Origin of the sequence: Pseudomonas sp. BO3-4 (assembly GCF_034044115.1) — a bacterium.
GTDB lineage: Bacteria > Pseudomonadota > Gammaproteobacteria > Pseudomonadales > Pseudomonadaceae > Aquipseudomonas > Aquipseudomonas alloputida.
Genome location: NZ_CP139018.1, coordinates 405,371 through 430,442, shown reverse-complemented (window position 1 = coordinate 430,442; position 25,072 = coordinate 405,371). Strand labels below are relative to the sequence as shown.

The 25,072-nt window shown below is 62.5% G+C and carries 22 protein-coding genes and 1 tRNA gene; 18 read left to right on the top strand and 5 right to left on the bottom strand.

The window, feature by feature from the left end; genetic code table 11:
• Positions 1–13: 13 nt before the first annotated feature.
• The gene (locus REH59_RS01885) at positions 14–1,120 is read left to right on the top strand and encodes a multifunctional CCA addition/repair protein (protein ID WP_014860205.1); all 1,107 of its coding nucleotides are present in this window, start codon (positions 14–16) and stop codon (positions 1,118–1,120) included.
• Between the two features lie 186 nt (positions 1,121–1,306).
• Here the strand turns inward: REH59_RS01885 and folK are convergent, their stop codons facing one another.
• Both folK and folB read right to left on the bottom strand, forming a co-directional pair.
• Entirely contained in the window at positions 1,307–1,816 is a 510-nt protein-coding gene (folK, locus tag REH59_RS01880; RefSeq protein WP_010951738.1) for a 2-amino-4-hydroxy-6-hydroxymethyldihydropteridine diphosphokinase, read from the bottom strand.
• A complete protein-coding gene (gene folB / locus REH59_RS01875; RefSeq protein WP_004576188.1) occupies positions 1,807–2,163 on the bottom strand; it encodes a dihydroneopterin aldolase in 357 nt (118 codons plus the stop codon). The genes folK and folB overlap by 10 nt, the downstream gene beginning before the upstream one ends.
• A gap of 74 nt (positions 2,164–2,237) precedes the next feature.
• Here folB and plsY point away from each other — a divergent pair, with 74 nt between their 5' ends.
• Positions 2,238–2,807 carry a glycerol-3-phosphate 1-O-acyltransferase PlsY gene (gene plsY / locus REH59_RS01870; protein ID WP_004576187.1) on the top strand — a complete coding sequence of 190 codons (570 nt, stop codon included), beginning with the start codon at positions 2,238–2,240 and terminating at the stop codon, positions 2,805–2,807.
• A gap of 17 nt (positions 2,808–2,824) precedes the next feature.
• Here plsY and tsaD read toward each other — a convergent pair whose 3' ends face one another.
• On the bottom strand, positions 2,825–3,850 hold the full coding sequence (gene tsaD / locus REH59_RS01865) for a tRNA (adenosine(37)-N6)-threonylcarbamoyltransferase complex transferase subunit TsaD (protein ID WP_011953302.1): 1,026 nt from the start codon (positions 3,848–3,850) through the stop codon (positions 2,825–2,827).
• 204 nt (positions 3,851–4,054) lie between these two features.
• Between tsaD and rpsU the strand changes: the two genes are divergently transcribed.
• From rpsU to REH59_RS01835, 6 genes are all read left to right on the top strand, one after another.
• Positions 4,055–4,270 carry a 30S ribosomal protein S21 gene (rpsU, locus tag REH59_RS01860; RefSeq protein ID WP_003255575.1) on the top strand — a complete coding sequence of 72 codons (216 nt, stop codon included), beginning with the start codon at positions 4,055–4,057 and terminating at the stop codon, positions 4,268–4,270.
• 304 nt (positions 4,271–4,574) lie between these two features.
• On the top strand, positions 4,575–6,557 hold the full coding sequence (dnaG, locus tag REH59_RS01855; protein ID WP_003255577.1) for a DNA primase: 1,983 nt from the start codon (positions 4,575–4,577) through the stop codon (positions 6,555–6,557).
• A 67-nt stretch (positions 6,558–6,624) separates the two neighbouring features.
• Positions 6,625–8,475 carry an RNA polymerase sigma factor RpoD gene (gene rpoD / locus REH59_RS01850; RefSeq protein ID WP_003255578.1) on the top strand — a complete coding sequence of 617 codons (1,851 nt, stop codon included), beginning with the start codon at positions 6,625–6,627 and terminating at the stop codon, positions 8,473–8,475.
• A 127-nt stretch (positions 8,476–8,602) separates the two neighbouring features.
• Complete coding sequence (locus REH59_RS01845; protein WP_003255580.1) at positions 8,603–12,346, top strand: bifunctional diguanylate cyclase/phosphodiesterase; 3,744 nt, start codon at positions 8,603–8,605, stop codon at positions 12,344–12,346.
• 16 nt (positions 12,347–12,362) lie between these two features.
• Positions 12,363–12,439 (top strand) — tRNA-Ile (locus REH59_RS01840).
• A 59-nt stretch (positions 12,440–12,498) separates the two neighbouring features.
• Positions 12,499–12,657, top strand: coding sequence for a hypothetical protein (locus REH59_RS01835; RefSeq protein ID WP_004576185.1), 159 nt, complete (start codon positions 12,499–12,501; stop codon positions 12,655–12,657).
• A 343-nt stretch (positions 12,658–13,000) separates the two neighbouring features.
• Here the strand turns inward: REH59_RS01835 and REH59_RS01830 are convergent, their stop codons facing one another.
• A complete protein-coding gene (locus tag REH59_RS01830; protein WP_014860207.1) occupies positions 13,001–13,555 on the bottom strand; it encodes a serine acetyltransferase in 555 nt (184 codons plus the stop codon).
• Between the two features lie 187 nt (positions 13,556–13,742).
• Between REH59_RS01830 and REH59_RS01825 the strand changes: the two genes are divergently transcribed.
• From REH59_RS01825 to REH59_RS01780, 10 genes are all read left to right on the top strand, one after another.
• Positions 13,743–14,204 carry an Lrp/AsnC family transcriptional regulator gene (locus REH59_RS01825; protein ID WP_011953292.1) on the top strand — a complete coding sequence of 154 codons (462 nt, stop codon included), beginning with the start codon at positions 13,743–13,745 and terminating at the stop codon, positions 14,202–14,204.
• Positions 14,205–14,516: 312 nt separating this feature from the next.
• Positions 14,517–16,199, top strand: coding sequence for a flavin monoamine oxidase family protein (locus tag REH59_RS01820; RefSeq protein ID WP_003255585.1), 1,683 nt, complete (start codon positions 14,517–14,519; stop codon positions 16,197–16,199).
• Positions 16,200–16,213: 14 nt separating this feature from the next.
• Positions 16,214–17,008: a carbon-nitrogen hydrolase family protein gene (locus REH59_RS01815; RefSeq protein ID WP_003255587.1), complete on the top strand. Its 795-nt coding sequence runs from the start codon at positions 16,214–16,216 to the stop codon at positions 17,006–17,008.
• A gap of 140 nt (positions 17,009–17,148) precedes the next feature.
• Positions 17,149–19,449, top strand: coding sequence for a pyrroloquinoline quinone biosynthesis protein PqqF (pqqF, locus tag REH59_RS01810; RefSeq protein ID WP_014860208.1), 2,301 nt, complete (start codon positions 17,149–17,151; stop codon positions 19,447–19,449).
• Between the two features lie 159 nt (positions 19,450–19,608).
• Positions 19,609–19,680 carry a pyrroloquinoline quinone precursor peptide PqqA gene (gene pqqA / locus REH59_RS01805; RefSeq protein WP_003243383.1) on the top strand — a complete coding sequence of 24 codons (72 nt, stop codon included), beginning with the start codon at positions 19,609–19,611 and terminating at the stop codon, positions 19,678–19,680.
• A 78-nt stretch (positions 19,681–19,758) separates the two neighbouring features.
• On the top strand, positions 19,759–20,670 hold the full coding sequence (gene pqqB / locus REH59_RS01800) for a pyrroloquinoline quinone biosynthesis protein PqqB (protein ID WP_003255590.1): 912 nt from the start codon (positions 19,759–19,761) through the stop codon (positions 20,668–20,670).
• Between the two features lie 162 nt (positions 20,671–20,832).
• Positions 20,833–21,588, top strand: a complete 756-nt coding sequence (gene pqqC / locus REH59_RS01795; protein WP_003255592.1) for a pyrroloquinoline-quinone synthase PqqC — start codon at positions 20,833–20,835, stop codon at positions 21,586–21,588.
• On the top strand, positions 21,585–21,860 hold the full coding sequence (gene pqqD, locus REH59_RS01790) for a pyrroloquinoline quinone biosynthesis peptide chaperone PqqD (RefSeq protein WP_003255595.1): 276 nt from the start codon (positions 21,585–21,587) through the stop codon (positions 21,858–21,860). Before pqqC ends, pqqD begins: the two co-directional genes overlap by 4 nt.
• Positions 21,832–22,992 (top strand): pyrroloquinoline quinone biosynthesis protein PqqE, encoded by a 1,161-nt coding sequence (gene pqqE, locus REH59_RS01785; RefSeq protein WP_014860209.1) that lies wholly within the window; start codon positions 21,832–21,834, stop codon positions 22,990–22,992. Before pqqD ends, pqqE begins: the two co-directional genes overlap by 29 nt.
• Positions 22,958–24,781, top strand: a complete 1,824-nt coding sequence (locus tag REH59_RS01780; RefSeq protein WP_014860210.1) for a S9 family peptidase — start codon at positions 22,958–22,960, stop codon at positions 24,779–24,781. The genes pqqE and REH59_RS01780 overlap by 35 nt, the downstream gene beginning before the upstream one ends.
• A 62-nt stretch (positions 24,782–24,843) precedes the next feature.
• Here the strand turns inward: REH59_RS01780 and REH59_RS01775 are convergent, their stop codons facing one another.
• On the bottom strand, positions 24,844–25,002 hold the full coding sequence (locus tag REH59_RS01775) for a YqaE/Pmp3 family membrane protein (protein ID WP_009681539.1): 159 nt from the start codon (positions 25,000–25,002) through the stop codon (positions 24,844–24,846).
• Positions 25,003–25,072 lie beyond the last annotated feature (70 nt).

Sequence of the window (25,072 nt, the reverse complement as noted above, 5' to 3'; positions counted from 1 at the left end):
TGGAGAGCTGCACATGCACATCTACAAAGTTGGCGGCGCCGTGCGCGACCGCCTGCTCGGCCGCCCTGTCAGCGATATCGACTGGCTGGTGGTGGGCGCTACCGTCGAAGAAATGCTCGCCAAGGGCTATCGGCCGGTGGGTGCCGATTTTCCGGTGTTCCTGCACCCGAAAACCGGTGAGGAATACGCCCTGGCGCGCACCGAGCGCAAGAGTGGGCGAGGCTACGGCGGGTTCACTTTTCACGCCAGCCCCGACGTAACCCTGGAAGAGGACCTGATCCGTCGCGACCTCACCATCAATGCGATGGCCGAGGATGAGGCGGGCACGGTCTACGACCCCTACCAAGGCAGGAACGATCTGGATCAACGCCTGCTACGCCATGTTTCCCCGGCATTCGCCGAAGATCCTTTGCGCGTGCTGCGTGTTGCACGCTTTGCTGCCCGTTACGCACCACTGGGGTTCCGGGTTGCCGATGAAACCTTGGCGCTGATGCGCCAGATCAGTGCCTCGGGCGAACTGCAGGCACTCACTGCCGAGCGCAGCTGGAAGGAAATCGAGCGCGCGCTGATGGAAGTGCAACCGCAGGTGTTCTTCAAGGTGCTGAGCGCGTGCGGGGCCCTGCAGGAGCTGCTGCCAGAGCTCGATGACAGCTCCCGGACATTGGCGGCGCTGGAGCAGGCAGCGGTGCACGCACAACCGCTGCACGTGCGCTGGGCCTGCCTGTTGCGGGGGTTGTCACCGACATCAATCAAAGCCGTCAACCAGCGCCTGAAGGCACCGCGTGAGTGCCAGGAACTGGCCATGCTGACCGGGGAATGCCTGGCGCAGGGCAATCAGGCGCTCGAACTGCCTGCCACGGCACTGCTGGAGCTGTTGCAGAAGTTCGATGTGTACCGACGGCCGCAGCGATTTGAGGATTTTTTGATCGTTTGCGAGATGGCAGCGCGGGGCGATGGCGAGCAGGGTTACCCACAGGCCGATTACCTGCGAGGCGCAGCAGCGGCGGCGCGAGCGGTGGATGTGAAGCCGTTGGTGCAAGCCGGGCTGACGGGTCAGGCGCTGGGCGAAGCACTCAAAGGTGAACGGCTGAAAGCGCTCGAAGCTTACCAGCGCGGTTAGACCTACCGGCCTCTTCGCGGGTAAACCCGCTCCTACAGGGGCACACATCGAGGGTTGGGCACAGCCCGTTGTAGGAGCGGGTTTACCCGCGAAAGGGCCAGACCTGCTGGCCAATTTCCACCCGCGGTTCACCGTCGCAGCCGCCACCGTATCCGCGGGTAGACCCGCGAAGAGGCCGATACAGGCTTAAGCGGGCGTCAACTGCAACCCGCGCCACTCAAAGGCGACCGGGGCCAGTACCTGATCGATCTGCGCTTCCTGCCACAGCTGCGCCATGCACTTGCCCACCCCCGGATGCACCAGGTCGGGTGCCAGCAACGACAGCGGCCACAGCACAAAAGCGTTCTTCAGGATCTCGGCCCGGGGCAGTACCAGCCCATCGAAGGTACCGTGCAAATCGTCATACATCAGCACGTCGATATCCAGCGGCAACCCTTTGCGGTCCGGGGCATAGCGGCCATTGTCGGCCTCGATGAACTTCAGCCGGCGGTCCAGCTCGATCAACGGCAACGCGGTTTGCCCGGTCACCACGAAGTTGATGAACGGCCCGCTCTTGATGCCCACCGCCTGGCTTTCGAATGCCGGCGAACAGCGCATGTCGGTCAGGATGCCAGCCAACGCATCGAGCCCGGCGCACAAATGCGCCTCACGGTCGATATTGCTGCCCAGGCCCAGGTAAACCGTGCTCAAAGACATCCGCGCTCGATCTCCACGCCTACACCACCACGGGCCGCGGGCACCGCGCCCGGCTTGGTCAGCTTCAAGCGCACCCAAGGGATGTGGAACTCGTCCATCAAGGTTGCCACCAGTCGCTCGGCAAATGTTTCAACCAGCTCGAAACGGGCCTGTTCGGCAAACGCCTGGATGCGCGCCGACACACTGGCGTAATCCAGCGCCAGGTTCAGGTCGTCTCCGGCGGCGGCCGGGCGGTTGTCCCAGGCAAAGCTCAGGTCCAGGCGCAAGCACTGGCGAATATCCCGCTCCCAGTCATAGGCACCGATAACGGTATCGACTTCCAGGCCTTCGATGAACACTCTGTCCAAGCACTTCTCTCCACAGCACGACAAGGGCGACTGGCGCCGTTAGAATCAGGGCGTCCTCGCCCGGAATAGTTAGCATGTTTTGGTTACTGGCGTTGCTCGCCTACCTGCTCGGCTCGCTGTCCTTCGCCATTGTTCTCAGCCGCCTCTCGGGCAGCCCGGACCCGCGTTCCAGCGGCTCAGGCAATGCCGGCGCCACCAACATGCTACGCCTGGCAGGCCGTAAACTGGCGATCCTGACCCTGCTTGGCGACCTGTGCAAGGGCCTTTTGCCGGTATTGCTCGCCCGCGTTGCCGGGCTGGACCTGCACGCGCAGGCCTGGGTGGGCATATGCGCGGTGCTGGGCCACCTGTTCCCCCTGTACTTCCGTTTCAAGGGCGGCAAGGGCGTGGCGACGGCTGCCGGCATGCTCATGGGCCTGTATTTCCCGGCCGCGCTGCTGGCCATCGGCGCCTGGCTGCTGACCTTCTACCTCACGCGTACCAGCTCACTGGCCGCACTGATTGCCACGCCACTCACCTTGCCATTGCTGGCCTGGCGCGAGCCCGAAGCCCTGCTGCCGATCAGCGTACTGACTGTGATGATCGTGTGGCGCCACCGCAACAACCTGCGCGACTTGTTTGCAGGGCGCGAACGGCACTTCTGAACCTTCGACGCGCTGCCTTACAGCGGCGGCAACTGTTCCATCGGCCAGCGTGCCTGCACGCTGATCGCCAGGTCTTGCTGCTGCCCGGCCAGCAGGCGTTGGCAACCGGCGTAGGCGATCATCGCACCATTGTCGGTACAGAATTGCGGGCGCGCGTAGTACACGTTGCCCTTGATGCTACCGAGCATGTCCTCCAGGGACGCGCGCAGGGCCTTGTTGGCACTCACGCCACCCGCGATGACCAGCCGCTTGAGGCCGGTCTGCTTGAGCGCCCGCTTGCACTTGATGGTCAAAGTCTCCACCACCGCCTGCTGGAATGCCAGGGACAGGTCGCAACGGGTTTGCTCACTGTCGTCGCCAGCATTCTTGCATTGCTGCCAAGTGTTCAGGGCGAAGGTCTTGAGGCCACTGAAGCTGAATTCCAGGCCTGGCCGATCGGTCATTGGCCGCGGGAAGACGAAGCGCCCGGCCACACCTTGTTCGGCCAGACGCGCAATTTCCGGACCGCCTGGGTAATTGAGGCCGATCAGCTTGGCAGTCTTGTCGAACGCTTCACCGGCAGCATCGTCCAGGCTCTCACCCAACAGTTCGTACTGACCGATGCCATCGACCCGAACCAGCTGGGTATGGCCACCGGAAACCAACAAAGCGACGAACGGAAACGCTGGCGGGTTTTCTTCCAGCATGGGCGCCAGCAGGTGACCCTCCATGTGGTGCACACCGATCGCCGGGATGTCCCAGGCAAAGGCCAGCGCCTGGGCGCAGGAAGCGCCCACCAGCAAGGCGCCGACCAGGCCGGGGCCCGCGGTGTAGGCGATGGCGTCGATTTCGGTGGCAACGCAGCCTGCCTCGTCCAGCACCTGGCGGATGAGCGGCAGCATTCGCTTGACGTGATCACGCGAGGCAAGCTCGGGCACCACGCCGCCGAAGACGCGGTGCAGGTCGATCTGGCTGAACAGTGCGTCGGCCAACAAACCGCGTTCACTGTCGTATAATGCGACGCCGGTTTCGTCGCAGGATGTTTCCAATCCCAGTACTAGCATGGGCTCGTCCCTTGTGGGGGCTGAATTCGAAGCCGCGCATGATAGTCCCCGTGTCGGGTGCCGACCAGCGGTTTTCGATCAGAGGCTTTGCATTCCGGCTTGCTAAGGGTTAACATCCGCAACCCTTGAAAACCGACGTTCTCCAGCACACCTTTGTTTTGCCAGGAGCACGTCTACCCCGGTAATGAATTAAGGTAGCCCTGGATGCCAGCCGTCAAAGTTAAAGAGAACGAACCCTTCGACGTAGCTCTGCGTCGTTTCAAGCGCTCCTGCGAAAAAGCCGGTGTACTGGCTGAAGTTCGTAGCCGCGAGTTTTACGAGAAGCCGACCGCAGAGCGTAAGCGCAAAGCAGCTGCTGCTGTTAAGCGTCACGCCAAGAAAGTTCAGCGCGAACAGCGCCGCGCCGTTCGTCTGTACTAATACAGACGTTCAACGCAAAGCTTCTGCCCTGCCCGGCTAACCCCCGGGCGATGGCAGTGGTCGTTTCAAACTTGAGCAGCTAGCTCAAGGCCCTGCACAAGCTTCATGCGAACTGCATCATGGGCAACCTGCCTGAAACGTCAGAGCTGGTCCTCCTTGCTGTATGACCAGACGTGCACGTCCGACTGACGAGCCCTTAGGGGCTGGCGACGAGCACACATTCCCTCGCACTTCCCCAAGCAGCACTCGCCCCCTTCGGCGCGTGAGCGATTAGACTTGCCAGTTGCCAGATAACGAGACTGCCATGGCCGGGCTGATTCCCCAGAGTTTCATTGACGACCTGATCAACCGCCTCGACATCGTCGACGTGGTGAGTTCGCGCGTCCAGCTGAAAAAAACCGGCAAGAACTACTCGGCCTGCTGCCCGTTCCACAAAGAAAAAACCCCGTCCTTCACGGTCAGCCCCGACAAGCAGTTCTACTACTGCTTCGGCTGTGGCGCCGGTGGCAACGCCTTGGGCTTTGTCATGGACCACGACAACCTGGACTTCCCCCAGGCCGTCGAGGAACTGGCACGCGCCGCTGGCATGGAAGTCCCCCGCGAGCAAGGCCGCCGCGACCAGAAGCCGCGCCAGCCCACTGACTCGCCACTGTACCCGCTACTGGACGCCGCCTCGGAGTTTTACCGCCAGGCCCTGCGCAGCCACCCGTCACGCAAGGCAGCGGTGGACTACCTCAAGGGCCGCGGCCTGTCCGGGGAAATTGCCCGCGACTTCGGCCTGGGCTTTGCCCCGCCCGGCTGGGACAACCTGCTCAAGCACCTGGGTGCCGACACCCTGCAGCAGAAGGTGATGATCGATGCCGGCCTGCTGATCGAGAACGCCGAGAGCGGCAAGCGCTACGACCGCTTCCGCGACCGGGTGATGTTCCCGATACGTGACAGCCGCGGGCGCATCATCGCCTTCGGTGGCCGGGTGCTCGGCGACGACAAGCCCAAGTACCTGAACTCCCCGGAAACCCCGGTGTTCCACAAGGGACAGGAGCTGTACGGGCTGTACGAGGCGCGCAAGCACAACCGCAACCTCGACGAGATCATCGTCGTCGAGGGCTACATGGACGTCATTGCCCTGGCCCAGCAAGGCCTGCGCAATGCCGTGGCCACCCTTGGCACCGCCACCAGCGAAGAGCACCTCAAGCGCCTGTTCCGCGTAGTGCCCAGCGTGCTGTTCTGTTTTGACGGTGACCAGGCTGGGCGCAAGGCGGCCTGGCGCGCACTGGAATCGACATTGTCGAACCTGCAGGACGGCCGTCGCGCGCGCTTCCTGTTCCTGCCCGAAGGCGAAGACCCGGACAGCCTGGTGCGTGCCGAAGGTACCGACGCCTTCATGGCCCGTATCAACCAGCACGCCCAACCGCTGGCCGACTACTTCTTCGAGCAACTTGGCGTCGAAGCCGACCCGCGCTCACTGGAAGGCAAGGCGCATATGGCGACCTTGGCCGCACCGTTGATCGAAAAGATCCCCGGCGCCAACCTGCGTCAGCTGATGCGCAACCGCCTGAAGGAAATCACCGGCCTCGACCCGCAGCAGGTCGAGCAGCTGGCGCAACAAGCGCCGGCGACCAGCAGCATGCCGGACTACGACCCTGGCTACGACTACGACGCCATGGCCAGCTACACCCCCGACTACGGCGACATGCCGCAGCACGACTATGCCCCCGTTCACCAGGAGCAGGCATGGAAACCCAACAAGGGTGGTAGCAAGAAGCCGTGGAGTGACAAACCCTGGGACAAGAACCGCAAGGGCGGCAAGCCCTGGCAGCAACGCGACGAAGCACCTCCCCGCGTGCCAGCACCGGTCGAGCCGCCCACCCTGGCCGCGCTGCGCACCCTGCTGCACCACCCACTGCTGGCAGGCAAGGTGGAAGATGCCAGCCACTTCGCCGACGAAGAACACCTGTACAGCCAGCTGCTGGTGGCGTTGATCGAAGCCGCGCAGAAAAATCCTGGGCTAAGCTCAATGCAGTTGATCGCACGTTGGCATGGCACCGAACAGGGCCGCCTGCTGCGGGCCCTGGCGGAAAAGGAATGGCTTATCGTGGCCGACAACCTTGAACAACAGTTTTTCGACACTATAACTAGCTTGTCCGCCCGCCAACGCGAGCGCAGCCTGGAACAACTGCTCAGGAAATCACGTCAAAGCGAATTGACCAGCGAGGAAAAAACCCAGCTCCTTGCCCTGCTGAGCCGAAATGTTCCCGCACAAACGCCGACCTCATCTGGCGCGTGAGGCCCATGCTCGGGTATAATCCTCGGCTTGTTTTTTGCCCGCCAAGACCTTCAGTGGATAGGGTGTTATGTCCGGAAAAGCGCAACAGCAGTCTCGTATCAAAGAGTTGATCACCCGCGGTCGTGAGCAGGGCTACCTGACTTACGCGGAGGTCAACGACCACCTGCCTGAGGATATTTCAGATCCGGAACAGGTGGAAGACATCATCCGCATGATCAACGACATGGGGATCAACGTATTCGAGAGTGCTCCGGATGCGGATGCCCTTCTGTTGGCGGAAGCCGACACCGATGAAGCCGCGGCCGAAGAAGCCGCTGCTGCATTGGCGGCAGTTGAAACCGATATCGGCCGCACGACCGACCCGGTGCGCATGTACATGCGCGAAATGGGTACTGTCGAGCTGCTGACCCGCGAAGGCGAGATCGAAATCGCCAAGCGTATCGAGGAAGGCATTCGTGAAGTCATGGGCGCTATCGCCCACTTCCCGGGCACTGTCGACTACATTCTCGGCGAATATGATCGCGTCACCACCGAGGGTGGCCGCCTGTCGGACGTCCTCAGCGGTTACATCGACCCTGACGACAACATTGCCGCGCCAACCGAAGAAGTGCCGATCCCAGGCGCCAAGGCCGCTGCGGCGAAGGAAGAGTCCGACGACGACGAAGAAGAATCCGAAAGCGGTGACGACGAGGAAGAGGCCGAGAGCGGCCCGGACCCGGTAGTCGCAGCCCAACGCTTCGGTGCGGTATCCGATCAGCTTCAGGCGACCTCCAAGGTCCTGAAGAAAAATGGTCGTAACCACAAGGAAAGCATCGAGGCCCTGCAGGCCCTGGCTGACCTGTTCATGCCGATCAAACTGGTACCGAAGCAGTTCGAGGTACTGGTCGAGCGTGTACGTGATGCCCTGAACCGTCTGCGGCAGCAAGAACGCGCCATCATGCAGCTCTGCGTACGTGACGCCCGCATGCCGCGAGCCGACTTCCTGCGCATGTTCCCAAGCAACGAAACCGACCAGACCTGGAGCGGTGACCTGGCCAAGCGCAACACCAAGTGGGCTGCCGCCCTGGGTGAAAAGAACGCTGCCATCGTCGCTTGCCAACAGAAGCTGATCGACCTTGAGACCGAAACCGGCCTGACCGTTGCCGAGATCAAGGAAATCAACCGTCGCATGTCGATCGGTGAAGCCAAGGCCCGCCGCGCCAAGAAAGAAATGGTCGAGGCGAACCTGCGTCTGGTGATTTCCATCGCCAAGAAGTACACCAACCGTGGCCTGCAGTTCCTCGACCTGATCCAGGAAGGCAACATCGGTCTGATGAAAGCGGTGGACAAGTTCGAATACCGTCGCGGCTACAAGTTCTCGACCTATGCCACCTGGTGGATCCGTCAGGCGATCACCCGTTCGATCGCCGACCAGGCACGCACCATCCGGATTCCGGTGCACATGATCGAGACGATCAACAAGCTCAACCGTATTTCCCGCCAAATGCTGCAGGAAATGGGTCGCGAACCGACTCCGGAAGAGCTGGGCGAGCGCATGGAAATGCCTGAGGACAAAATCCGCAAGGTACTGAAGATCGCCAAAGAGCCGATCTCCATGGAAACCCCGATCGGTGACGACGAAGATTCGCACCTGGGCGACTTCATCGAGGACTCGACCATGCAGTCCCCGATCGACGTAGCCACGGTCGAAAGCCTCAAGGAAGCCACCCGTGACGTGCTCTCGGGCCTGACCGCACGTGAAGCCAAGGTGCTGCGCATGCGTTTCGGTATCGACATGAACACCGACCACACCCTCGAAGAGGTGGGCAAGCAGTTTGACGTAACGCGTGAGCGGATCCGTCAGATCGAAGCGAAGGCGTTGCGCAAGCTGCGCCACCCGACTCGCAGCGAGCACCTGCGCTCCTTCCTCGACGAGTGATGACAAAACCCCGGCCCAGGCCGGGGTTTTTCTTTAGTGGCCCGAGACATAAAGCCCGCCTTCCGTTGCACACCTGCAGCAATGCCCGTCTACACTCGACTGCAGACCACCTGAGTGCGAGGCTGCCATGTCCTTGAAGCCGGCCATTCTGTTGCTGATCCTGATTTTGTGGAACACAACGGCCGGCGCCCTGACCCTGACAGATGAGGAGAACGCCTGGCTGGCTGCCCACCCGCAGCTGAAACTGGGTGTAGACGCCTCTTGGCCACCGTTCGAGTTTCGCGACCAGGAGGGCCGGTACCAGGGATTGGCCGCCGACTACATCGCCATGATCCAGCAGCGCCTGGGCGTGACGTTCAAACCGGTCGAACCCAGCAGCTGGACCGAGGTGCTGGCGCAAGCGCGGGAAAGCCGTATCGACCTGCTGCCCGGCATCATGTCCACCCCCGAACGCCAGGGCTTCCTGGCTTTCACTCGCCCGTACCTCGACTTCCCCATTGTCATCCTCGCGCACAAAGGCGGCGCACAACCGCGCAAGCTGGCTGACCTGTACGGCCTGAAAATTGCCGTGGTCGAGAACTACGCCCCGCACGAGTTGCTGCGTACCCACCACCCGGACCTCAACCTGGTTGCCCTGCCAAATGTCAGCTCCACGCTGCAAGCCCTGGCCACCGACCAAGTGGATGCCGTGGTCGGCGACCTCGCTTCCAGTATCTGGAGCCTGCGCCAACTCAAGCTCGACGGCCTCTACGTCAGCGGCGAAACACCCTACCGCTACCAGTTGGCGATGGCCGTTCCCCGCGACAAGAGCGTGCTGGTCGGCATCCTCGACAAAGTGATGGCCGACATGAGCAGCAGCGAAATCAGCCAGATCCAGCAGCACTGGGTGGGTAATGTGGTCGACCAGCGGATGTTCTGGTCCGACCTGCTGGTGTATGGCCTGCCAACGGTGCTGTTGCTGATGGCTGTGCTGGCAGTGGTCATTCGCATCAACCGCCGGCTCAGCTCGGAAATTTCCCGGCGCATCGCCCTTGAGCAAGAACTGCGCAGCAGCGAGTACCACTACCGCGGCCTGGTCGAGAGCCTGTCAGCCATCGCCTGGGAAGCCGATGCCAACGACTTCACCTACAGCTACGTTTCACCCCATGCCGAAGATCTGCTCGGCTACCCATTGAGTGACTGGCTCAGGCCCGGTTTCTGGCGCAGTATCCTGCACCCGGAGGACGCGCTCTGGGCCCAGGCCTACTGCGACAGCGAGACCGCAGCGGGGCGCGACCACAGCCTGGACTACCGGGTGATCCGGGCTGACGGTCAGCCCCTTTGGATACGCAACATCGTCAGTATGATCGAGCACGGCCACCAGCCAGTGATGCGCGGGCTGATGATCGACATCAGCGAAACCAAGCGCACGGAGGACGCCCTGCGTCTGTCCGAACAGAAGTTCGCCTCGGTATTCCAGCAGTGCCCCGATATCTTGCTGATCGCTCGCCACAGCGATGGCTGCCTGCTGGAGGTGAACGAGGCTTTCGAAGAGCAGATCGGACTGCCCCCAGACCAGGTCATAGGCCGCACTGCCACCGACCTTGACCTGTGGGGCGTAGAGGGCAGTGGCCCGCTCCTGCTTCAAAGGTTGCACCAAGGGGGTATCCGTAACCTGGAAATGAGCTTCCGCCGCAGCAACGGCCAACTGTTCACTGGCCTGACTTCGGCTGAAACCTTCGAACTGGACGGCACACCCGCGCTGGTAGTGGCGGTACGCGACATCAGCCAGCTCAAGGAGACCCAGCAGCAGCTTCAAACTTCTGAAGAAAAGTTCGCAAAGGCCTTCCACGCTTCGCCCGACGGCCTGCTGCTGTCGCGCCAGAGCGACGGCTTGCTGCTGGAGGTGAACGAAGGCTTCTGCCGCCTCACCGGCTACGACCTCAACCCAACCATTGACCAGACCTCGCTGGACCTGGGTATCTGGGTCGACCTCAACGAGCGCAAACGCCTGGTCGACCAGCTCAACCGTGACGGCTTCGTGCGCGACTTCACCTGCCATATCCGCCGCAGCGACGGGCAGATCCGACTGTGCGAGCTGTCCGCCCGGCCCCTGCCGATTACCGGCGTCGACTGCATGCTGACCATCGCCCGCGACATCACCGAGCGTCACCTGATGCAAGAAAAACTGCAGCTGGCCGCCACTGTGTTCGAGAACACTGCCGAAGGGGTGCTGATTACCGACATTGACCAGCGCATCAGTGCCGTCAACCGCGCCTTCAGCGAGATCACCGGCTACAGCGAGATCGAGGCCCTCGGCCAGACCCCGCGCCTGCTCGCCTCTGGCCAGCACGACAGCGCTTTCTATCTGGCCATGTGGCACCAGCTTACCGCCGAGGGCCACTGGCAAGGCGAAATCTACAACAAGCGCAAGAACGGCGAACTTTACCCAAGCTGGCTGACCATCAGCGCCGTGCGCAACAGCGACCGCGAGATCACCCACTTCGTGGCGGTTTTTGCAGACATCTCCAGCATCAAGCATGCCCAGGCCAAACTCGACTATCAGGCCCACCACGACCCGCTGACCGGCCTGCCCAATCGCACCTTGTTCGAAAACCGGCTGCAGGGCGTACTCACCTGCGCGCAGGTGTCCAACCGCCAAGGCGCAGTGCTGTTCCTGGACCTCGACCGCTTCAAGCACATCAACGACAGCCTTGGCCACCCGGTCGGCGACCTGCTGCTCAAGGGCATCGCCCAGCGCCTGAAAGAGCAGGTACGCGATGTTGACACCGTAGCCCGCCTGGGTGGCGACGAATTCATCATTCTGCTGCCCGGCTTGCACAAGCCCAGTGACGCCAGCACTATCGCCAACAAACTACTGGCCTGCTTCAACGCACCGTTCCAGGCCGGCGAGCATGAGTTTTTCACCAGCGCCAGCATCGGCATCAGTCTTTACCCACAGGATGGCACTGACGTCTCCACACTGATCCGCAACGCCGACGCCGCCATGTACCGCTCCAAAGCCAAAGGCCGCAACCGCGTCGAAGCCTACACCCGCGACCTCACCGCCCAGGCCAGCGAGCGCATCGCCCTGGAGCATGAGCTGCGCCGGGCCGTCGAACGCAACGAAATGAGCCTGTGCTTCCAGCCCAAGCTCAGCCTGAAGACCCAGAGCCTGGTGGGTGCCGAAGCGCTGATCCGCTGGAGCCACCCGACCTTTGGTGAGGTACCGCCGGAACACTTCATCCACTTGGCGGAAGAAAATGGCACCATCCTGCAGCTCGGCGACTGGGTACTGGAGCAAGCCTGCCGGCAGATGCAGGCCTGGAAGCAGCACTACGAACCCTTCGGCCCGCTGTCGATCAACCTTGCCGGCGCCCAGCTGCGCCACCCACACCTGGCACGGCGCATCGAACAACTGCTCAAGCACTACCAGCTGAGGGCCGGTGACCTGCAGCTGGAAATCACCGAGAACTTCATCATGAGCCAGGCAGAGGAGGCCTTGGCCGTGCTGTACCAACTGAAAAAACTGGGTGTACAGCTAGCCATCGACGACTTTGGCACCGGCTATTCCTCTCTGAGCTACCTGAAGCGCCTGCCGCTGGACATCCTCAAGATCGACAAGTCGTTCATCCGCGGCCTGCCCGACGATCCACACGACGCCGCCATTGCCCGGGCGATCATTGCCTTGGGCCGCAGCATGCAGTTGACCATCATTGCCGAAGGCGTGGAGAACCAGGCCCAGCAACGTTTTCTGGCGGCCGAGGGCTGCGAGCAGATCCAGGGCTACATCGTCAGCCTCCCGCTACCGCCAGAGGAATTCGCGGCCGCGTTTCTTCGCATAGCACTATCGGATCTTTCAGATGGCACAGGTGCGAAACCCTCGTTATAATCCGCCCACTTACTGAGGGCCTATAGCTCAGTTGGTTAGAGCAGAGGACTCATAATCCTTTGGTCCACGGTTCGAGTCCGTGTGGGCCCACCAGCTTACAAGCCGCGCACTGCGCGGCTTTTTCATGCCCGCAAGAAATAAATGTTCGGGGCGTGTACATCCAGCGCAGCGGCGCCGAGCGCATGACCTTGGAAGTGGCGCTGAAACACCATCTCAGCGAAATCAGCCCCACCAAGAAGCCGATCACCCAGCACGCCGATAATCGCGGAAAGGTGCCCTATCGATACTTCAAGCCAAACACCCTAGCTTGAGGATCAGACAATGAGCCGAATAGCCGCCATTATCAGCTCACAAAATGAGCCGAATATGCTCGCTAATCGGCTCACAGATGAGCAAGCCTATGAATGAACCTGGGCCTGCCCCGTGACAACGGACGCCAAGAAGCTGGCTACAGAGCCAACTGCCTTAAGCCTTTTGCGTATTCGTTCGGCGTGCTCATCACTGGCGCGGCGCCTGGGGATAAACGAAGAAGGCCGCACCACTGCACGATCCAGTCCATCGGGCGAGGCCATCAACCATGGGCAACCCCATCAGAACCCTCCCAGCCTGCTCCACCGCCCCCTCTGCCAACGTCCGCAAATGTACCGCTGTTGGTTAATCCCCTCCCGGACGCATCTCGACCTGCCGTGGGTTGTAGAAGGTCATGCCACGCGGAATATCCCGCGTAACCAACGACATCGCGCCAATCACCACGTCATCGCCAATGTCGATGCGATCAGCAACGATGCAACTGTTGGCGCCCATGCTCACGTTGTCACCAATGCGCAGTGCGTACTCCTGCAACCCCAGGGTCTTGATGCCGATCGAGCAGCTCTGCCGGATGAAGAAATTGCGCCCGATGCTGACGTACCGGGTAATCACCACCCCCGGCAGGTGCGCGATGCGCAGGCCGGGGGCAATCTGGGCGCCGATGTCGATGTCCACCCCATACTTGAGGTTGAGCCGCTGTTGCATGCGCCGGGCGTGACGCCGGGCAAGGCCGCCGCGGGCGTCGAGGTACTGGGCCAGGCGATAGGCGAAGAGGAAACGCAGTTTGTTGTCCTTGCGTGCGCGGCGCAGCACGTTGAACAGCAGGCTGATTGGGCGTCCGGGCCTTTTCTTGTTGGAGACTTCCAGTCGCCAGCATTCGAGCAGGTGGTCGAGGTTCACGCTGAGGTTCCCGTTGAACTAGCACTTCATCATGCCGAATTAATGCCGAAGACGCAGCCTTCGGACATGCGCGGCCGTTCTAACCCAAAGTGCCAAGCCGACGCCGTCAACGGTGATCGACTGTACCTGGCCTTGCCCTGATTGGCACAGGCTGGCTAGGCTAGCGGGCCAACCGTAGAGACTCGCCATGTCGGATGCCCGCTCCATCACGCTGGATGAAATCGATCGCCAGCTGATCGCCCTGCTGCAGATCAATGCCCGCGAAAGTGTCGCCACCCTCGCCCGCCAGCTGGGCATCGCCCGCACCACCGTCAATTCGCGCCTGGAGCGTCTGGAGAAGAACAAGGTTATCTCCGGCTATGGCGTACGCCTGGGCCAGAGTGTGATAGGCGGCGGGTTGCAGGCGTATGTCGGGATCAAGGTGCAGCCACGCTCCGGCAAGGACGTGGTGCGGCGCCTGAGTGCCATGGGCCAGGTGCAGCAGCTGTGTGCGGTAAGCGGCGAATTCGACTATGTGGCCTGGCTGCGTACGGACTCGCCCGAGCAGCTGGATCAGTTGCTCGACCAGATTGGCAGTGTCGACGGGGTGGAGAAAACCACCACGTCGATCATTCTCAGCAGCAAGGTGGACCGTGGACAGCCGCTTTGAACGGACTGGCGCTCGGGTGGGGTTATCGATGAGGCCGGTTGTAGGAGCGGGTTTACCCGCGAATGGGGCAGAGAATCTACCGACGCATTCGCGGGTGAACCCGCGCCTACAAAGGGCCAGGGCGGTTTGTGAACTACCTCGACCGCCTGCCTCGTCTTAATGAACATAAGCTTAATCATTACGACGAAACTAACTACATTCAGACAACACTCTGCACCTTAATTACGAACACCTCACTCCCTAAAATGACAGCCGGGCATCTCCTATACTCAGGCTCCGCTCCTCGCGCAGCCTCTCTGGCAAGGTCATTTCATGAACAAGAAGAACCGCCACCCCGCCGACGGCAAGAAGCCGATCACCATTTTCGGCCCGGACTTCCCTTTTGCTTTCGACGACTGGCTGGAACACCCGGCAGGCCTGGGCAGCATTCCGGCTGAGCGCCATGGGGAAGAGGTGGCCATTGTCGGTGCCGGTATCGCCGGCCTGGTAGCGGCCTACGAGCTGATGAAGCTGGGCCTCAAGCCGGTGGTGTACGAGGCTTCCAAGCTGGGCGGCCGGCTGCGCTCGCAAGCCTTCAATGGCACTGACGGGATCGTTGCCGAGCTGGGTGGCATGCGCTTCCCGGTGTCGTCCACCGCCTTCTACCACTACGTCGACAAGCTGGGCCTGGAAACCAAGCCCTTCCCCAACCCGCTGACCCCAGCTTCGGGCAGCACGGTGATCGACCTGGAAGGCCAGACCTACTACGCCGAGAAGCCCACCGACCTGCCGCAACTGTTTCATGAGGTAGCCGACGCCTGGGCCGATGCGCTGGAGAGTGGTGCGCAGTTCGCCGATATCCAGCAGGCCATCCGCGACCGTGATGTACCGCGCCTGAAGGAACTTTGGAACAAGCTGGTGCCGCTGTGGGACGACCGCACCTTCTACGACTTCGTCGCCACCTCGCGCTCTTTTGCCAAGCTGAGCTTCCAGCACCGCGAAGTGTTCGGCCAGGTCGGTTTCGGCACCGGCGGTTGGGACTCGGACTTCCCCAACTCGATGCTGGAAATCTTCCGCGTGGTGATGACCAACTGCGACGACCACCAGCACCTGGTGGTCGGGGGCGTGGAACAAGTGCCACAAGGCATCTGGCGCCACGTACCGGAACGCTGCGTGCATTGGCCAGAGGGCACCAGCCTGAGCACGCTGCATGGCGGCGCACCGCGTACCGGGGTCAAGCGCATTGCCCGCGCCGCCGATGGCCGCCTGGCGGTCACCGACAACTGGGGCGATACCCGCCACTACAGCGCAGTACTCGCCACCTGCCAGACCTGGTTGCTGACCACCCAGATCGACTGCGAGGAATCGCTGTTCTCGCAAAAGATGTGGATGGCCCTGGACCGTACCCGCTACATGCAATCGTCGAAAACCTTCGTCATGGTCGACCGCCCGTTCTGGAAGGACAAGGACCCGGAAACCGGCCGTGACCTGCTGAGCATGACCCTCACCGATCGCCTCACCCGCGGAACTTACCTGTTCGACAACGGCAACGACAAGCCCGGGGTGATCTGCCTGTCGTACTCGTGGATGAGCGACGCGCTGAAGATGCTGCCGCACCCGGTGGAGAAACGCGTACAACTGGCCCTGGATGCGCTGAAGAAGATCTACCCGAAGACCGATATCGCCGGCCACATCATCGGCGACCCGATCACGGTTTCCTGGGAGGCCGACCCGTACTTCCTCGGCGCCTTCAAAGGCGCGCTTCCGGGCCATTACCGCTACAACCAGCGCATGTACGCGCACTTCATGCAGCAGGACATGCCGGCGGAGCAGCGCGGTATCTTCATTGCCGGTGACGACGTGTCATGGACCCCCGCCTGGGTTGAAGGCGCGGTGCAGACGTCGCTGAATGCGGTGTGGGGTATCATGAACCACTTTGGTGGCCACACCCACCCCGACAACCCCGGCCCGGGCGATGTGTTCAACGAAATCGGGCCGATCGCCCTGGCGGATTGAGACAAGGAGGCACCATGCGCATCGCTCTGTACCAGGGCGCACCCAAGCCACTGGATGTGCCCGGCAACCTGCAACGGCTGCGCCACCAGGCGCAGCTGGCAGCCGAACGCGGCGCACAGTTGCTGGTGTGCCCGGAGATGTTCCTGACCGGCTACAACATCGGCCTGGCCCAGGTCGAGCGCCTGGCCGAGGCCGCCGATGGCCCGGCAGCCATGACCGTGGTAGAGATCGCCCAGGCGCACCGCATCGCCATTGTCTATGGCTACCCGGAGCGCGGTGACGACGGGGCGATCTACAACAGCGTGCAGTTGATCGATGCGCATGGCCGCAGCCTGAGCAATTACCGCAAGACGCACCTGTTCGGTGAACTGGACCGCTCGATGTTCAGCCCAGGTGCCGACCACTTCCCGGTGGTGGAACTGGAAGGCTGGAAGGTTGGCCTGCTGATCTGCTACGACATCGAGTTCCCGGAGAACGCCCGACGCCTGGCGCTGGATGGCGCCGAGCTGATCCTGGTGCCGACGGCGAACATGACGCCGTACGACTTTACCTGCCAGGTGACCGTGAGAGCGCGGGCACAGGAAAACCAGTGCTACCTGGTATATGCCAACTACTGCGGTGCGGAAGACGAGATCGAGTATTGCGGGCAGAGCAGCATCATCGGCCCGGATGGCAGCTTGCTGGCCATGGCCGGGCGGGATGAGTGCCAGTTGTTGGCAGAGCTTGAACATGAGCGGGTGGTGCAGGGGCGCACGGCGTTTCCCTACCTGACCGATTTGCGCCAGGAGCTGCACCTGCGTAAAGGCTGACAAGGGCCGCTATGCGGCCCATTCGCGGGCACGCCCGCTCCCACGGGGTCTGCGCTGCCTTTCATACCGGCGCCCTACCCGCGAAAAGGCCGGGCCTACGAACAAATCGGTTAGCATGGAAAGCAGCCACCGGAGCCCCCATGCTTGACGCCATCCGCCAACTTACCCTCGCCAACGGCTTGCAACTGACCCTGCGCCACGCCCCGCGCCTCAAGCGCTCGGCCGCCGCACTGCGGGTGCACGCGGGCAGCCACGACGCGCCTGCCAAATGGCCCGGTCTGGCGCACTTCCTCGAACACCTGTTCTTCCTCGGTACCCCGCGCTTCCCGCTGGAAGACGGCCTGATGCGCTACGTGCAAGCCCTGGGCGGCCAGGTCAACGCCAGCACCCGGGAACGCGCCACCGACTTTTTCTTCGAGGTGCCCCCCAACACGCTCGGTGGCGGTCTCGAGCGCCTGTGCCAAATGCTGGCAGAACCGGATCTGGGCATCGAACGCCAACGCCGTGAACGCGAAGTGATCCATGCCGAATTCATCGCCTGGTCGCGCAATCCATCGGCCCAACAGCAGTTCGCCTTGCTGCAGTCAGTGTCAGCCAAGCATCCACTGGGCGCTTTTCATGCTGGCAATCGATACACCCTGGCCTTGCACGATGCGGCCTTCCAGCAAGCGCTTGCGGGCTTTCATCAGCGCTTCTACCAAGGCGGCCAGATCTGCCTGAGCCTTTGCGGTCCGCAGCCGCTGGATGAACTTGAACGCCTTGCCCGGCAGCATGCCGAACTGTTCGCCGCAGGTGAGCGCGTGCCGCAAATGCTGCCGCCGCCACTGCCAGCAATGGCTAGCGCTTTGACCTTCACGCACCAAAGCCTCCCCAGCGGTGCCGAGCACGCCCTGGAACTGCTGATCGCTTACCTGGAGGACAGCCGCCCAGGTACCTGGCTGGGCGCGCTTCGCGAGCGTGACTGGCTACAACGTTTCACGGCCGAAAGGTTGTATGCGTTCGCCGGTCAGCTGCTGTGGCACCTTGACCTGAAGCTCAGTGCCGACGCTTGCCCGGACGAAGCCAGCGCCCTGCTGCAAGGTTGGTTCAGGTTCATCCGCCAGGCCGACCGCGAACAGTTGAACCACCAATTCGGCCTGTTGCAGCACAGCCGTGCGCACAGTGCCAGCGCGCTCGAGCTGGCACGCCGGGACAGCACAGGCCAGCCGTTCGCCAAGCTGGATGCCCAAGGGTTGCAGGCGCTTGGCGCCCTGCTGGAAAGCCTGCCAGGTGGCGACCATGGCGATTGGCAGCTTTTACCAGTCGACCCATTGCTGAAGGCTGACCTGCCCCATGCCAAGGCGCAGCCGCTGCCGGCAGCGCTGAAGATCAGTGACCAGCTCCCGCCGGCGCGCCAATACGCTGCGCTGTACCTGCGCTGGTATGTACCTTCGCCTTTGCGCCAGCAGCTACAGCGTGTGCTGGAACTGGCCCTGGCACCACTGCAGGAACGCTGTGACCGCGCCTCCGTGCAACTGCAGTACAGCAGCGCCGGAGAATACTGGCAGTTGCGCTGCGCCGGCCTGCCAGCAGCAGTGCTGCGGGCAGTGGAACAAGCCTTGGCCTTGATGCTCAAGCCACCTGCCAGTTGCTGGCTGCCCGACACGGCGCAGCCCCCGGCCCTGATCCCCATCAGGGCACTGCTCAAGCAACTGCCAGACGCGGTACGGGGTAGCCTGCCCGCAGCGGTGCCTGCCTGCACGCTGACCCAGCAGCAACTTGACAGCCTGTGGCTGCACACCGAGTGGCATGGCATGGCTGCAGGTTTCGAGAATACCGCGCTAAACGCCTTGGGCGCCGCGCTGTTGCAGTGCCCTGGGCAAGGCTCGCGGCCGGGGCCCCTGCCATCATGGGCCAACCACCGCTGGCAGCATGCCCAAGTGCCAGGCAGCGAACATGCCCTGCTGCTGTTCTGCCCGTTGCCGGCAGCAAAAGAGGCCGCAGGCCGCCTGTTAGCCCAATTGCTGCAAGGGCCGGTTTACCAGCGCCTGCGGGTAGACTTGCAACTCGGCTACGCGGTGTTCAGCGCCTTTCGTCAGGTCGAGGGGGTCGGTGGGCTGCTGTTCGGTGTGCAGTCCCCCAACACCGGTCAGGCACAGGTGCTCGACCACCTGCTCAGCCTGCTGCGCCATGGCGTCACCCTTGACCCGGCCGCTCGCCAGGCGTTGGCCGGGCAATTCGACGAACCCGCCATGGCCAATGCCGATGTCGCCGAATGGGCGTGGCAGACACACTTGGGCACACAAGCCGATAGGCTGGATGTACTGCGCAGGTCTATCCTGACTACGCGGCAGACGGATCTGGACCACCTGCTGAGCGACCTGCTCGACCCAGGTTCCGCTTGGCTATGTTTGGCCAACGCTGCCGCGCCAGATACTTCCTGGCAGGGTGAAGATCGATGATTATTACGCGAACTGCAACGGCGCTTCTCGAATAATTAACCTTCCGGTTCAAATTTTTCTTGTAAGATAGCGCAATCCCGTTTTCACGGAACTGCCAACGCATGGCGGTACCCAAGTAGTAGCTGAACAACCCAACCCTCATTCGGAAGGAGTAATTCCATGTGGACCAAACCTGCATACACTGACCTGCGTATCGGCTTCGAAGTCACCATGTACTTCGCTAACCGCTAAGCCGGGCTTAGGGTTTCACGCCTCGGCCTGCCGGGGCGTTTTCGTTTTTCAGATCCGGTTTCTGCATAGAGAGTGGCCATGTACATCCAGGTTCTCGGCTCCGCCGCCGGTGGCGGGTTCCCGCAGTGGAACTGCAACTGCGTCAACTGCAAGGGCTACCGTGATGGCACCCTGAAAGCCACGGCGCGCACCCAGTCATCCATCGCCCTGTCCGACGACGGTGTGCACTGGATATTGTGCAATGCCTCGCCCGACATCCGCGCCCAACTGCAGGCCTTTGCGCCGATGCAGCCGGCCCGGGCACTGCGCGACACTGGTATCAACGCCATCGTCCTGCTGGACAGCCAGATCGACCACACCACCGGCCTGCTCAGCCTGCGCGAAGGCTGCCCGCATCAGGTGTGGTGCACGGACATGGTCCACCAGGACCTGACCACCGGTTTCCCGCTGTTCAACATGCTCAGCCACTGGAACGGTGGCTTGCAGTGGAACCGTATCGAGCTGGAAGGCAGCTTCGTGATCGACGCCTGCCCCAACCTCAAGTTCACCCCCTTCCCCCTGCGCAGCGCCGCGCCGCCCTACTCCCCGCACCGCTTCGACCCGCACCCGGGCGATAACCTGGGTTTGATGGTCGAAGACACCCGCACCGGCGGCAAGCTGTTCTACGCCCCAGGCCTGGGCCAGGTAGACGAAAAGCTGCTGGCGATGATGCACGGTGCCGACTGCCTGCTGGTCGACGGCACCCTGTGGGAAGACGACGAAATGCAGCGCCGTGGCGTGGGCACCCGCACCGGCCGCGAGATGGGTCACCTGGCCCAGAACGGCCCTGGCGGCATGCTGGAAGTGCTCGACGGCTTCCCGCGCCAGCGCAAGGTACTTATCCACATCAACAACACCAACCCGATTCTCGACGAAGACTCACCCGAGCGCGCCGAAGTCCTGCGCCGAGGTGTCGAAGTTGCCTTCGATGGCATGAGCATCGCGTTGTAAAACAGTCTGTGAGGCGACACCAGACCCTGTGGGAGCGGGCATGCCCGCGAAAAAGCCAACACGGTCCATGGCACCAGCTTCGCCGGTGTTCGCGGGCACGCCCGCTCCCACAAGGGAGAGGGATGTGCCAGGCCAGATAATCGTTCTACAGGAGCCAGCCGAATGAGCGACGCACTGCCAATGTCCCCTGCCGAATTCGAGCAGGCCCTGCGCGCCAAGGGCGCCTATTACCACATCCATCACCCGTACCACGTGGCGATGTACCAGGGGCGCGCCACCCGCGAGCAGATCCAGGGATGGGTAGCCAACCGCTTCTACTACCAGGTCAACATCCCGATGAAGGATGCCGCGATCCTGGCCAACTGCCCGGACCGCGAAGTGCGCCGCGAGTGGATCCAGCGCCTGCTCGACCACGATGGTGCGCCCGGCGAGGATGGCGGCATCGAGGCCTGGCTGCGCCTGGGCCAGGCTGTCGGGCTGGACCCGGACCAATTGCGCTCGCAAGAACTGGTATTGCCAGGCGTGCGCTTTGCCGTGGACGCCTACGTCAACTTTGCCCGCCGCGCCAGCTGGCAGGAAGCCGCCAGCAGTTCGCTGACGGAGCTGTTCGCCCCGCAAATCCACCAGTCACGCCTGGACAGCTGGCCGCAGCACTACCCGTGGATCGACCCCGCCGGCTATGAGTATTTCCGTACCCGCCTGGGCCAGGCTCGACGCGATGTGGAACACGGCCTGGCGATTACCCTGCAGCACTACACCACCCGTGCGGGCCAGGAGCGTATGCTGGAGATACTGCAGTTCAAGCTGGATATCCTCTGGAGTATGCTCGACGCCATGAGCATGGCCTACGAACTGAACCGCCCACCCTATCACTCCGTCACCCAGGAACGGGTGTGGCACAAGGGAATCACCCTATGAGTTTCGACCGTAACCAAGTGCCGAACTGGCGCCCCGGCTACCGCTTCCAGTACGAGCCGGCGCAAAAGGGCCATGTGTTGCTGTACCCCGAAGGCATGATCAAGCTCAACGACAGCGCGAGCCTGATCGGTGGCCTGATCGACGGCCAGCGTGATGTGGCAGCGATTATCAGCGAACTCGAACAGCAATTCCCCGATGTCCCGGAAGTGGCCGATGACATCGAGCAGTTCATGGAGGTGGCCCGTGCCGAACACTGGATCGTCCTCGCCTGAGTTGCCACCTACGCCCGAGGTCGGCCTGCCGCTGTGGCTGCTGGCCGAGCTCACCTACCGCTGCCCGCTGCAGTGCCCGTATTGCTCCAACCCGCTGGACTTCGCCGCCCAGGGCCAAGAGCTGAGCACCGAACAGTGGTTCAAGGTCATGGCTGAAGCGCGGGAAATGGGTGCCGCACAAATCGGCTTTTCCGGCGGTGAACCGCTGGTACGCCAGGACCTTGCCCAGCTGATCGCAGAGGCCCGCCGCCTGGGTTACTACACCAACCTGATCACCTCGGGCATCGGCCTGACCGAGGCGCGCATCGCCGACTTCAAAAAGGCTGGCCTGGACCATATCCAGATCAGCTTCCAGGCCAGCGACGAGCAGGTGAACAACCTGCTGGCCGGCTCGAAAAAGGCTTTTGCACAGAAGCTGGAAATGGCCCGCGCGGTAAAAGCCCATGGCTACCCGATGGTGCTCAACTTCGTCACCCATCGGCACAACATCGACAAGATCGACCGCATCATCGAGTTGTGCATTGCCCTGGAGGCCGACTTTGTCGAACTCGCCACGTGCCAGTTCTATGGCTGGGCGCACCTCAACCGCCTTGGGCTGCTGCCAACCCGCGCGCAGCTCGAGCGGGCAGAACGTATCACCAACGAATACCGGGACAAGCTCAAGGCCGAGGGCAACCCGTGCAAGCTGATTTTCGTTACCCCTGACTACTATGAAGAGCGCCCCAAGGCCTGCATGAACGGCTGGGGCAACCTGTTCCTCACCATCACCCCGGACGGTACCGCCTTGCCCTGCCACGGCGCCCGCCAGCTGCCCGTGCAGTTTCCGAATGTACGCGACCACGACTTGCACCATATCTGGTATGAGTCGTTCGGTTTCAACCGCTTCCGTGGCTATGAGTGGATGCGCGAACCTTGCCGCTCCTGCGACGAGAAAGAAAAGGACTTCGGCGGCTGTCGCTGCCAGGCCTTCATGCTGACCGGCGATGCCAGCAACGCAGACCCGGTGTGCGCCAAATCGACCGAGCACGGCATCATCCTCAAGGCCCGCGAGGAGGCAGAAACCGCCCAGCTCGCGATCGAACAGATGACCTTCCGCAATGATCGAAACTCCCGTGTCATCGCCCGCGGCTGAGTTCAGCGCGGCCCAGGCGGTTGCCGCCGGCACCGACTTCGCCGAACTCAAGGTCAGTGCCGACGGGCTGTTCTGGAACGAATTCCGCCCGGCCGATGGAGCGTGCCGTATCTGGCACTGGCTGCACTACCAGGCCCGTTGCCTGACCCCGGACGGCTTCAGCGTACGCAGCCGGGTTTATGAGTACGGCGGCGGCAGCTTCTGCCTGGGTGGCGACGGGCTGGTGTTCGTCAACGAAAAGGATCAGCAGGTCTACACCCAGCCGCTGGACGATTCGCTACCGCGTGCGCTGACCCAGGATGCCAGCTGCCGCTATGGCGATGTGCAGTGGCACGACGGCCAGGTACTGGCCGTCGAAGAGCGCCATGCCGAGCAGGTAGAACACCGCCTGGTCGCTCTGGGTAACAGCAGCCGCCAGGTGCTCGCCGAGGGCGCCGACTTCTATGCCTCGCCTGCTGTCAGTGCCGATGGCCAGCGCCTGGCGTGGATCGAATGGGACCGCCCGGCGCAGCCCTGGACCGTCACCCGGCTGATGTATCGCGCGCGCGATGCCAGCGGCCACTGGGGGCCGGCGCAATGTGTAGCCGCCGCAGAAGAATCGCTGCAACAACCACGCTTCGATGCCGAAGGTCGGCTCTACTGCCTGTCCGACCGCAATGGTTTCTGGCAACCCTGGGGTGAGGTCGATGGCCAATGGCAGGCGTTGCCTGCCGCACCGGCAGACCATGCTGCTGCGCCTTGGCAATTGGGCACCTGTACCTGGCTGGCACTGGGCCCGCAAAGCTACCTGGCCAGCTGGTTCGAAGACGGCTTCGGGCAATTGGGGCTGCGTGGTGAAGATGGCCGTATGGAGCGTTTCGCCAGTGCCTACACACGCTTTCGCAGCCTGGCCATGGACAGCGAACACCTGTATGCCATTGCCGCGTCGCCCATCAGCCCACCGGCAGTCATTGCCATTGACCGCGGCAACCATGAAGTACGCGTACTGGCCGGTGGTGCCGAAATACTGCCAGCAGGGCAAATCAGCCTGCCGCAGCCGGTCCATTACGACAGTGGCGGCGAGCAGGCCCATGGTTTCTTCTACCCGCCAGCGCAGCCGCAAGGCGCCGCACCGCTGGTGGTGTTCATCCACGGCGGGCCAACCTCAGCCTGTTATCCCGTGCTCGACCCGCGTATCCAGTATTGGACCCAGTGCGGCTTTGCCGTGGCCGACCTCAACTACCGGGGCAGCACCGGCTATGGTCGGGAATACCGCCAGGCACTGCACCAGCGCTGGGGCGAGAGCGATGTGGCCGATGCCTGCGCGGTAGTCGAATACCTGGCAGCTCAGGGCGTGGTCGACAAACGCAAGGCGTTCATCCGCGGCGGCAGCGCCGGGGGCTACACCACCCTGTGCGCTTTGGCGTTCCAAGACGTGTTTCGCGCCGGCGCCAGCCTGTACGGGGTCAGCGACCCGATAGCCCTGGGCCGTGCCACCCACAAGTTTGAGGGCGATTACTTGGACTGGCTGATCGGCGACCCGCAGCGCGACGCTGACCGCTATCGCCAGCGCACGCCGCTGCTGCATGCAGAGCGCATCAAGGTGCCGGTGATTTTCTTCCAGGGTGAGCTGGATGCAGTGGTGGTGCCGGAACAGACGCGGTCCATGCTGGCAGCGTTGCAGGCCAACGGGATCGACGCTGAAGGGCACTTTTATGCGGGAGAGCGGCATGGGTTCCGCAAGGCGGAGAACCTGGCGCATGCCTTGGAAGAAGAGTGGAAATTTTATTGCCGGGTGTTGGTGCAATAGTTCCAGGCGCCCCCGCAGGAGCAACCTTGTGCTGCTCCTGCAGGGGCCAATCTCTGCCTGTATCAACGCTTGGCGATGATATACACCGCATGCACGATCCCCGGAATGTACCCCAGCAGGGTCAGCAGGATATTAAGCCAGAACGCCCCACCAAACCCGACCTGCAGGAACACCCCCAGCGGCGGCAGAATGATGGCGATGATGATGCGGATAAAGTCCATGCGAGTCTCTCCTTAAGGGTTACATCAAAGACTAGCTGCCCGCCTTAGAGGTTCCACAGGCAAAAAAAAA

Bases quoted from the DNA above. Each gene is read 5' to 3' on its own strand.
- REH59_RS01885 (WP_014860205.1), top strand. From the start codon at position 14: ATGCACATCTACAAAGTTGGCGGCGCCGTGCGCGACCGCCTGCTCGGC.
- folK (WP_010951738.1), bottom strand. From the start codon at position 1,816: ATGTCTTTGAGCACGGTTTACCTGGGCCTGGGCAGCAATATCGACCGT.
- plsY (WP_004576187.1), top strand. From the start codon at position 2,238: ATGTTTTGGTTACTGGCGTTGCTCGCCTACCTGCTCGGCTCGCTGTCC.
- tsaD (WP_011953302.1), bottom strand. From the start codon at position 3,850: ATGCTAGTACTGGGATTGGAAACATCCTGCGACGAAACCGGCGTCGCA.
- rpsU (WP_003255575.1), top strand. From the start codon at position 4,055: ATGCCAGCCGTCAAAGTTAAAGAGAACGAACCCTTCGACGTAGCTCTG.
- dnaG (WP_003255577.1), top strand. From the start codon at position 4,575: ATGGCCGGGCTGATTCCCCAGAGTTTCATTGACGACCTGATCAACCGC.
- rpoD (WP_003255578.1), top strand. From the start codon at position 6,625: ATGTCCGGAAAAGCGCAACAGCAGTCTCGTATCAAAGAGTTGATCACC.
- REH59_RS01845 (WP_003255580.1), top strand. From the start codon at position 8,603: ATGTCCTTGAAGCCGGCCATTCTGTTGCTGATCCTGATTTTGTGGAAC.
- REH59_RS01825 (WP_011953292.1), top strand. From the start codon at position 13,743: ATGTCGGATGCCCGCTCCATCACGCTGGATGAAATCGATCGCCAGCTG.
- REH59_RS01820 (WP_003255585.1), top strand. From the start codon at position 14,517: ATGAACAAGAAGAACCGCCACCCCGCCGACGGCAAGAAGCCGATCACC.
- REH59_RS01815 (WP_003255587.1), top strand. From the start codon at position 16,214: ATGCGCATCGCTCTGTACCAGGGCGCACCCAAGCCACTGGATGTGCCC.
- pqqF (WP_014860208.1), top strand. From the start codon at position 17,149: ATGCTTGACGCCATCCGCCAACTTACCCTCGCCAACGGCTTGCAACTG.
- pqqB (WP_003255590.1), top strand. From the start codon at position 19,759: ATGTACATCCAGGTTCTCGGCTCCGCCGCCGGTGGCGGGTTCCCGCAG.
- pqqC (WP_003255592.1), top strand. From the start codon at position 20,833: ATGAGCGACGCACTGCCAATGTCCCCTGCCGAATTCGAGCAGGCCCTG.
- pqqD (WP_003255595.1), top strand. From the start codon at position 21,585: ATGAGTTTCGACCGTAACCAAGTGCCGAACTGGCGCCCCGGCTACCGC.
- REH59_RS01780 (WP_014860210.1), top strand. From the start codon at position 22,958: ATGATCGAAACTCCCGTGTCATCGCCCGCGGCTGAGTTCAGCGCGGCC.
- REH59_RS01775 (WP_009681539.1), bottom strand. From the start codon at position 25,002: ATGGACTTTATCCGCATCATCATCGCCATCATTCTGCCGCCGCTGGGG.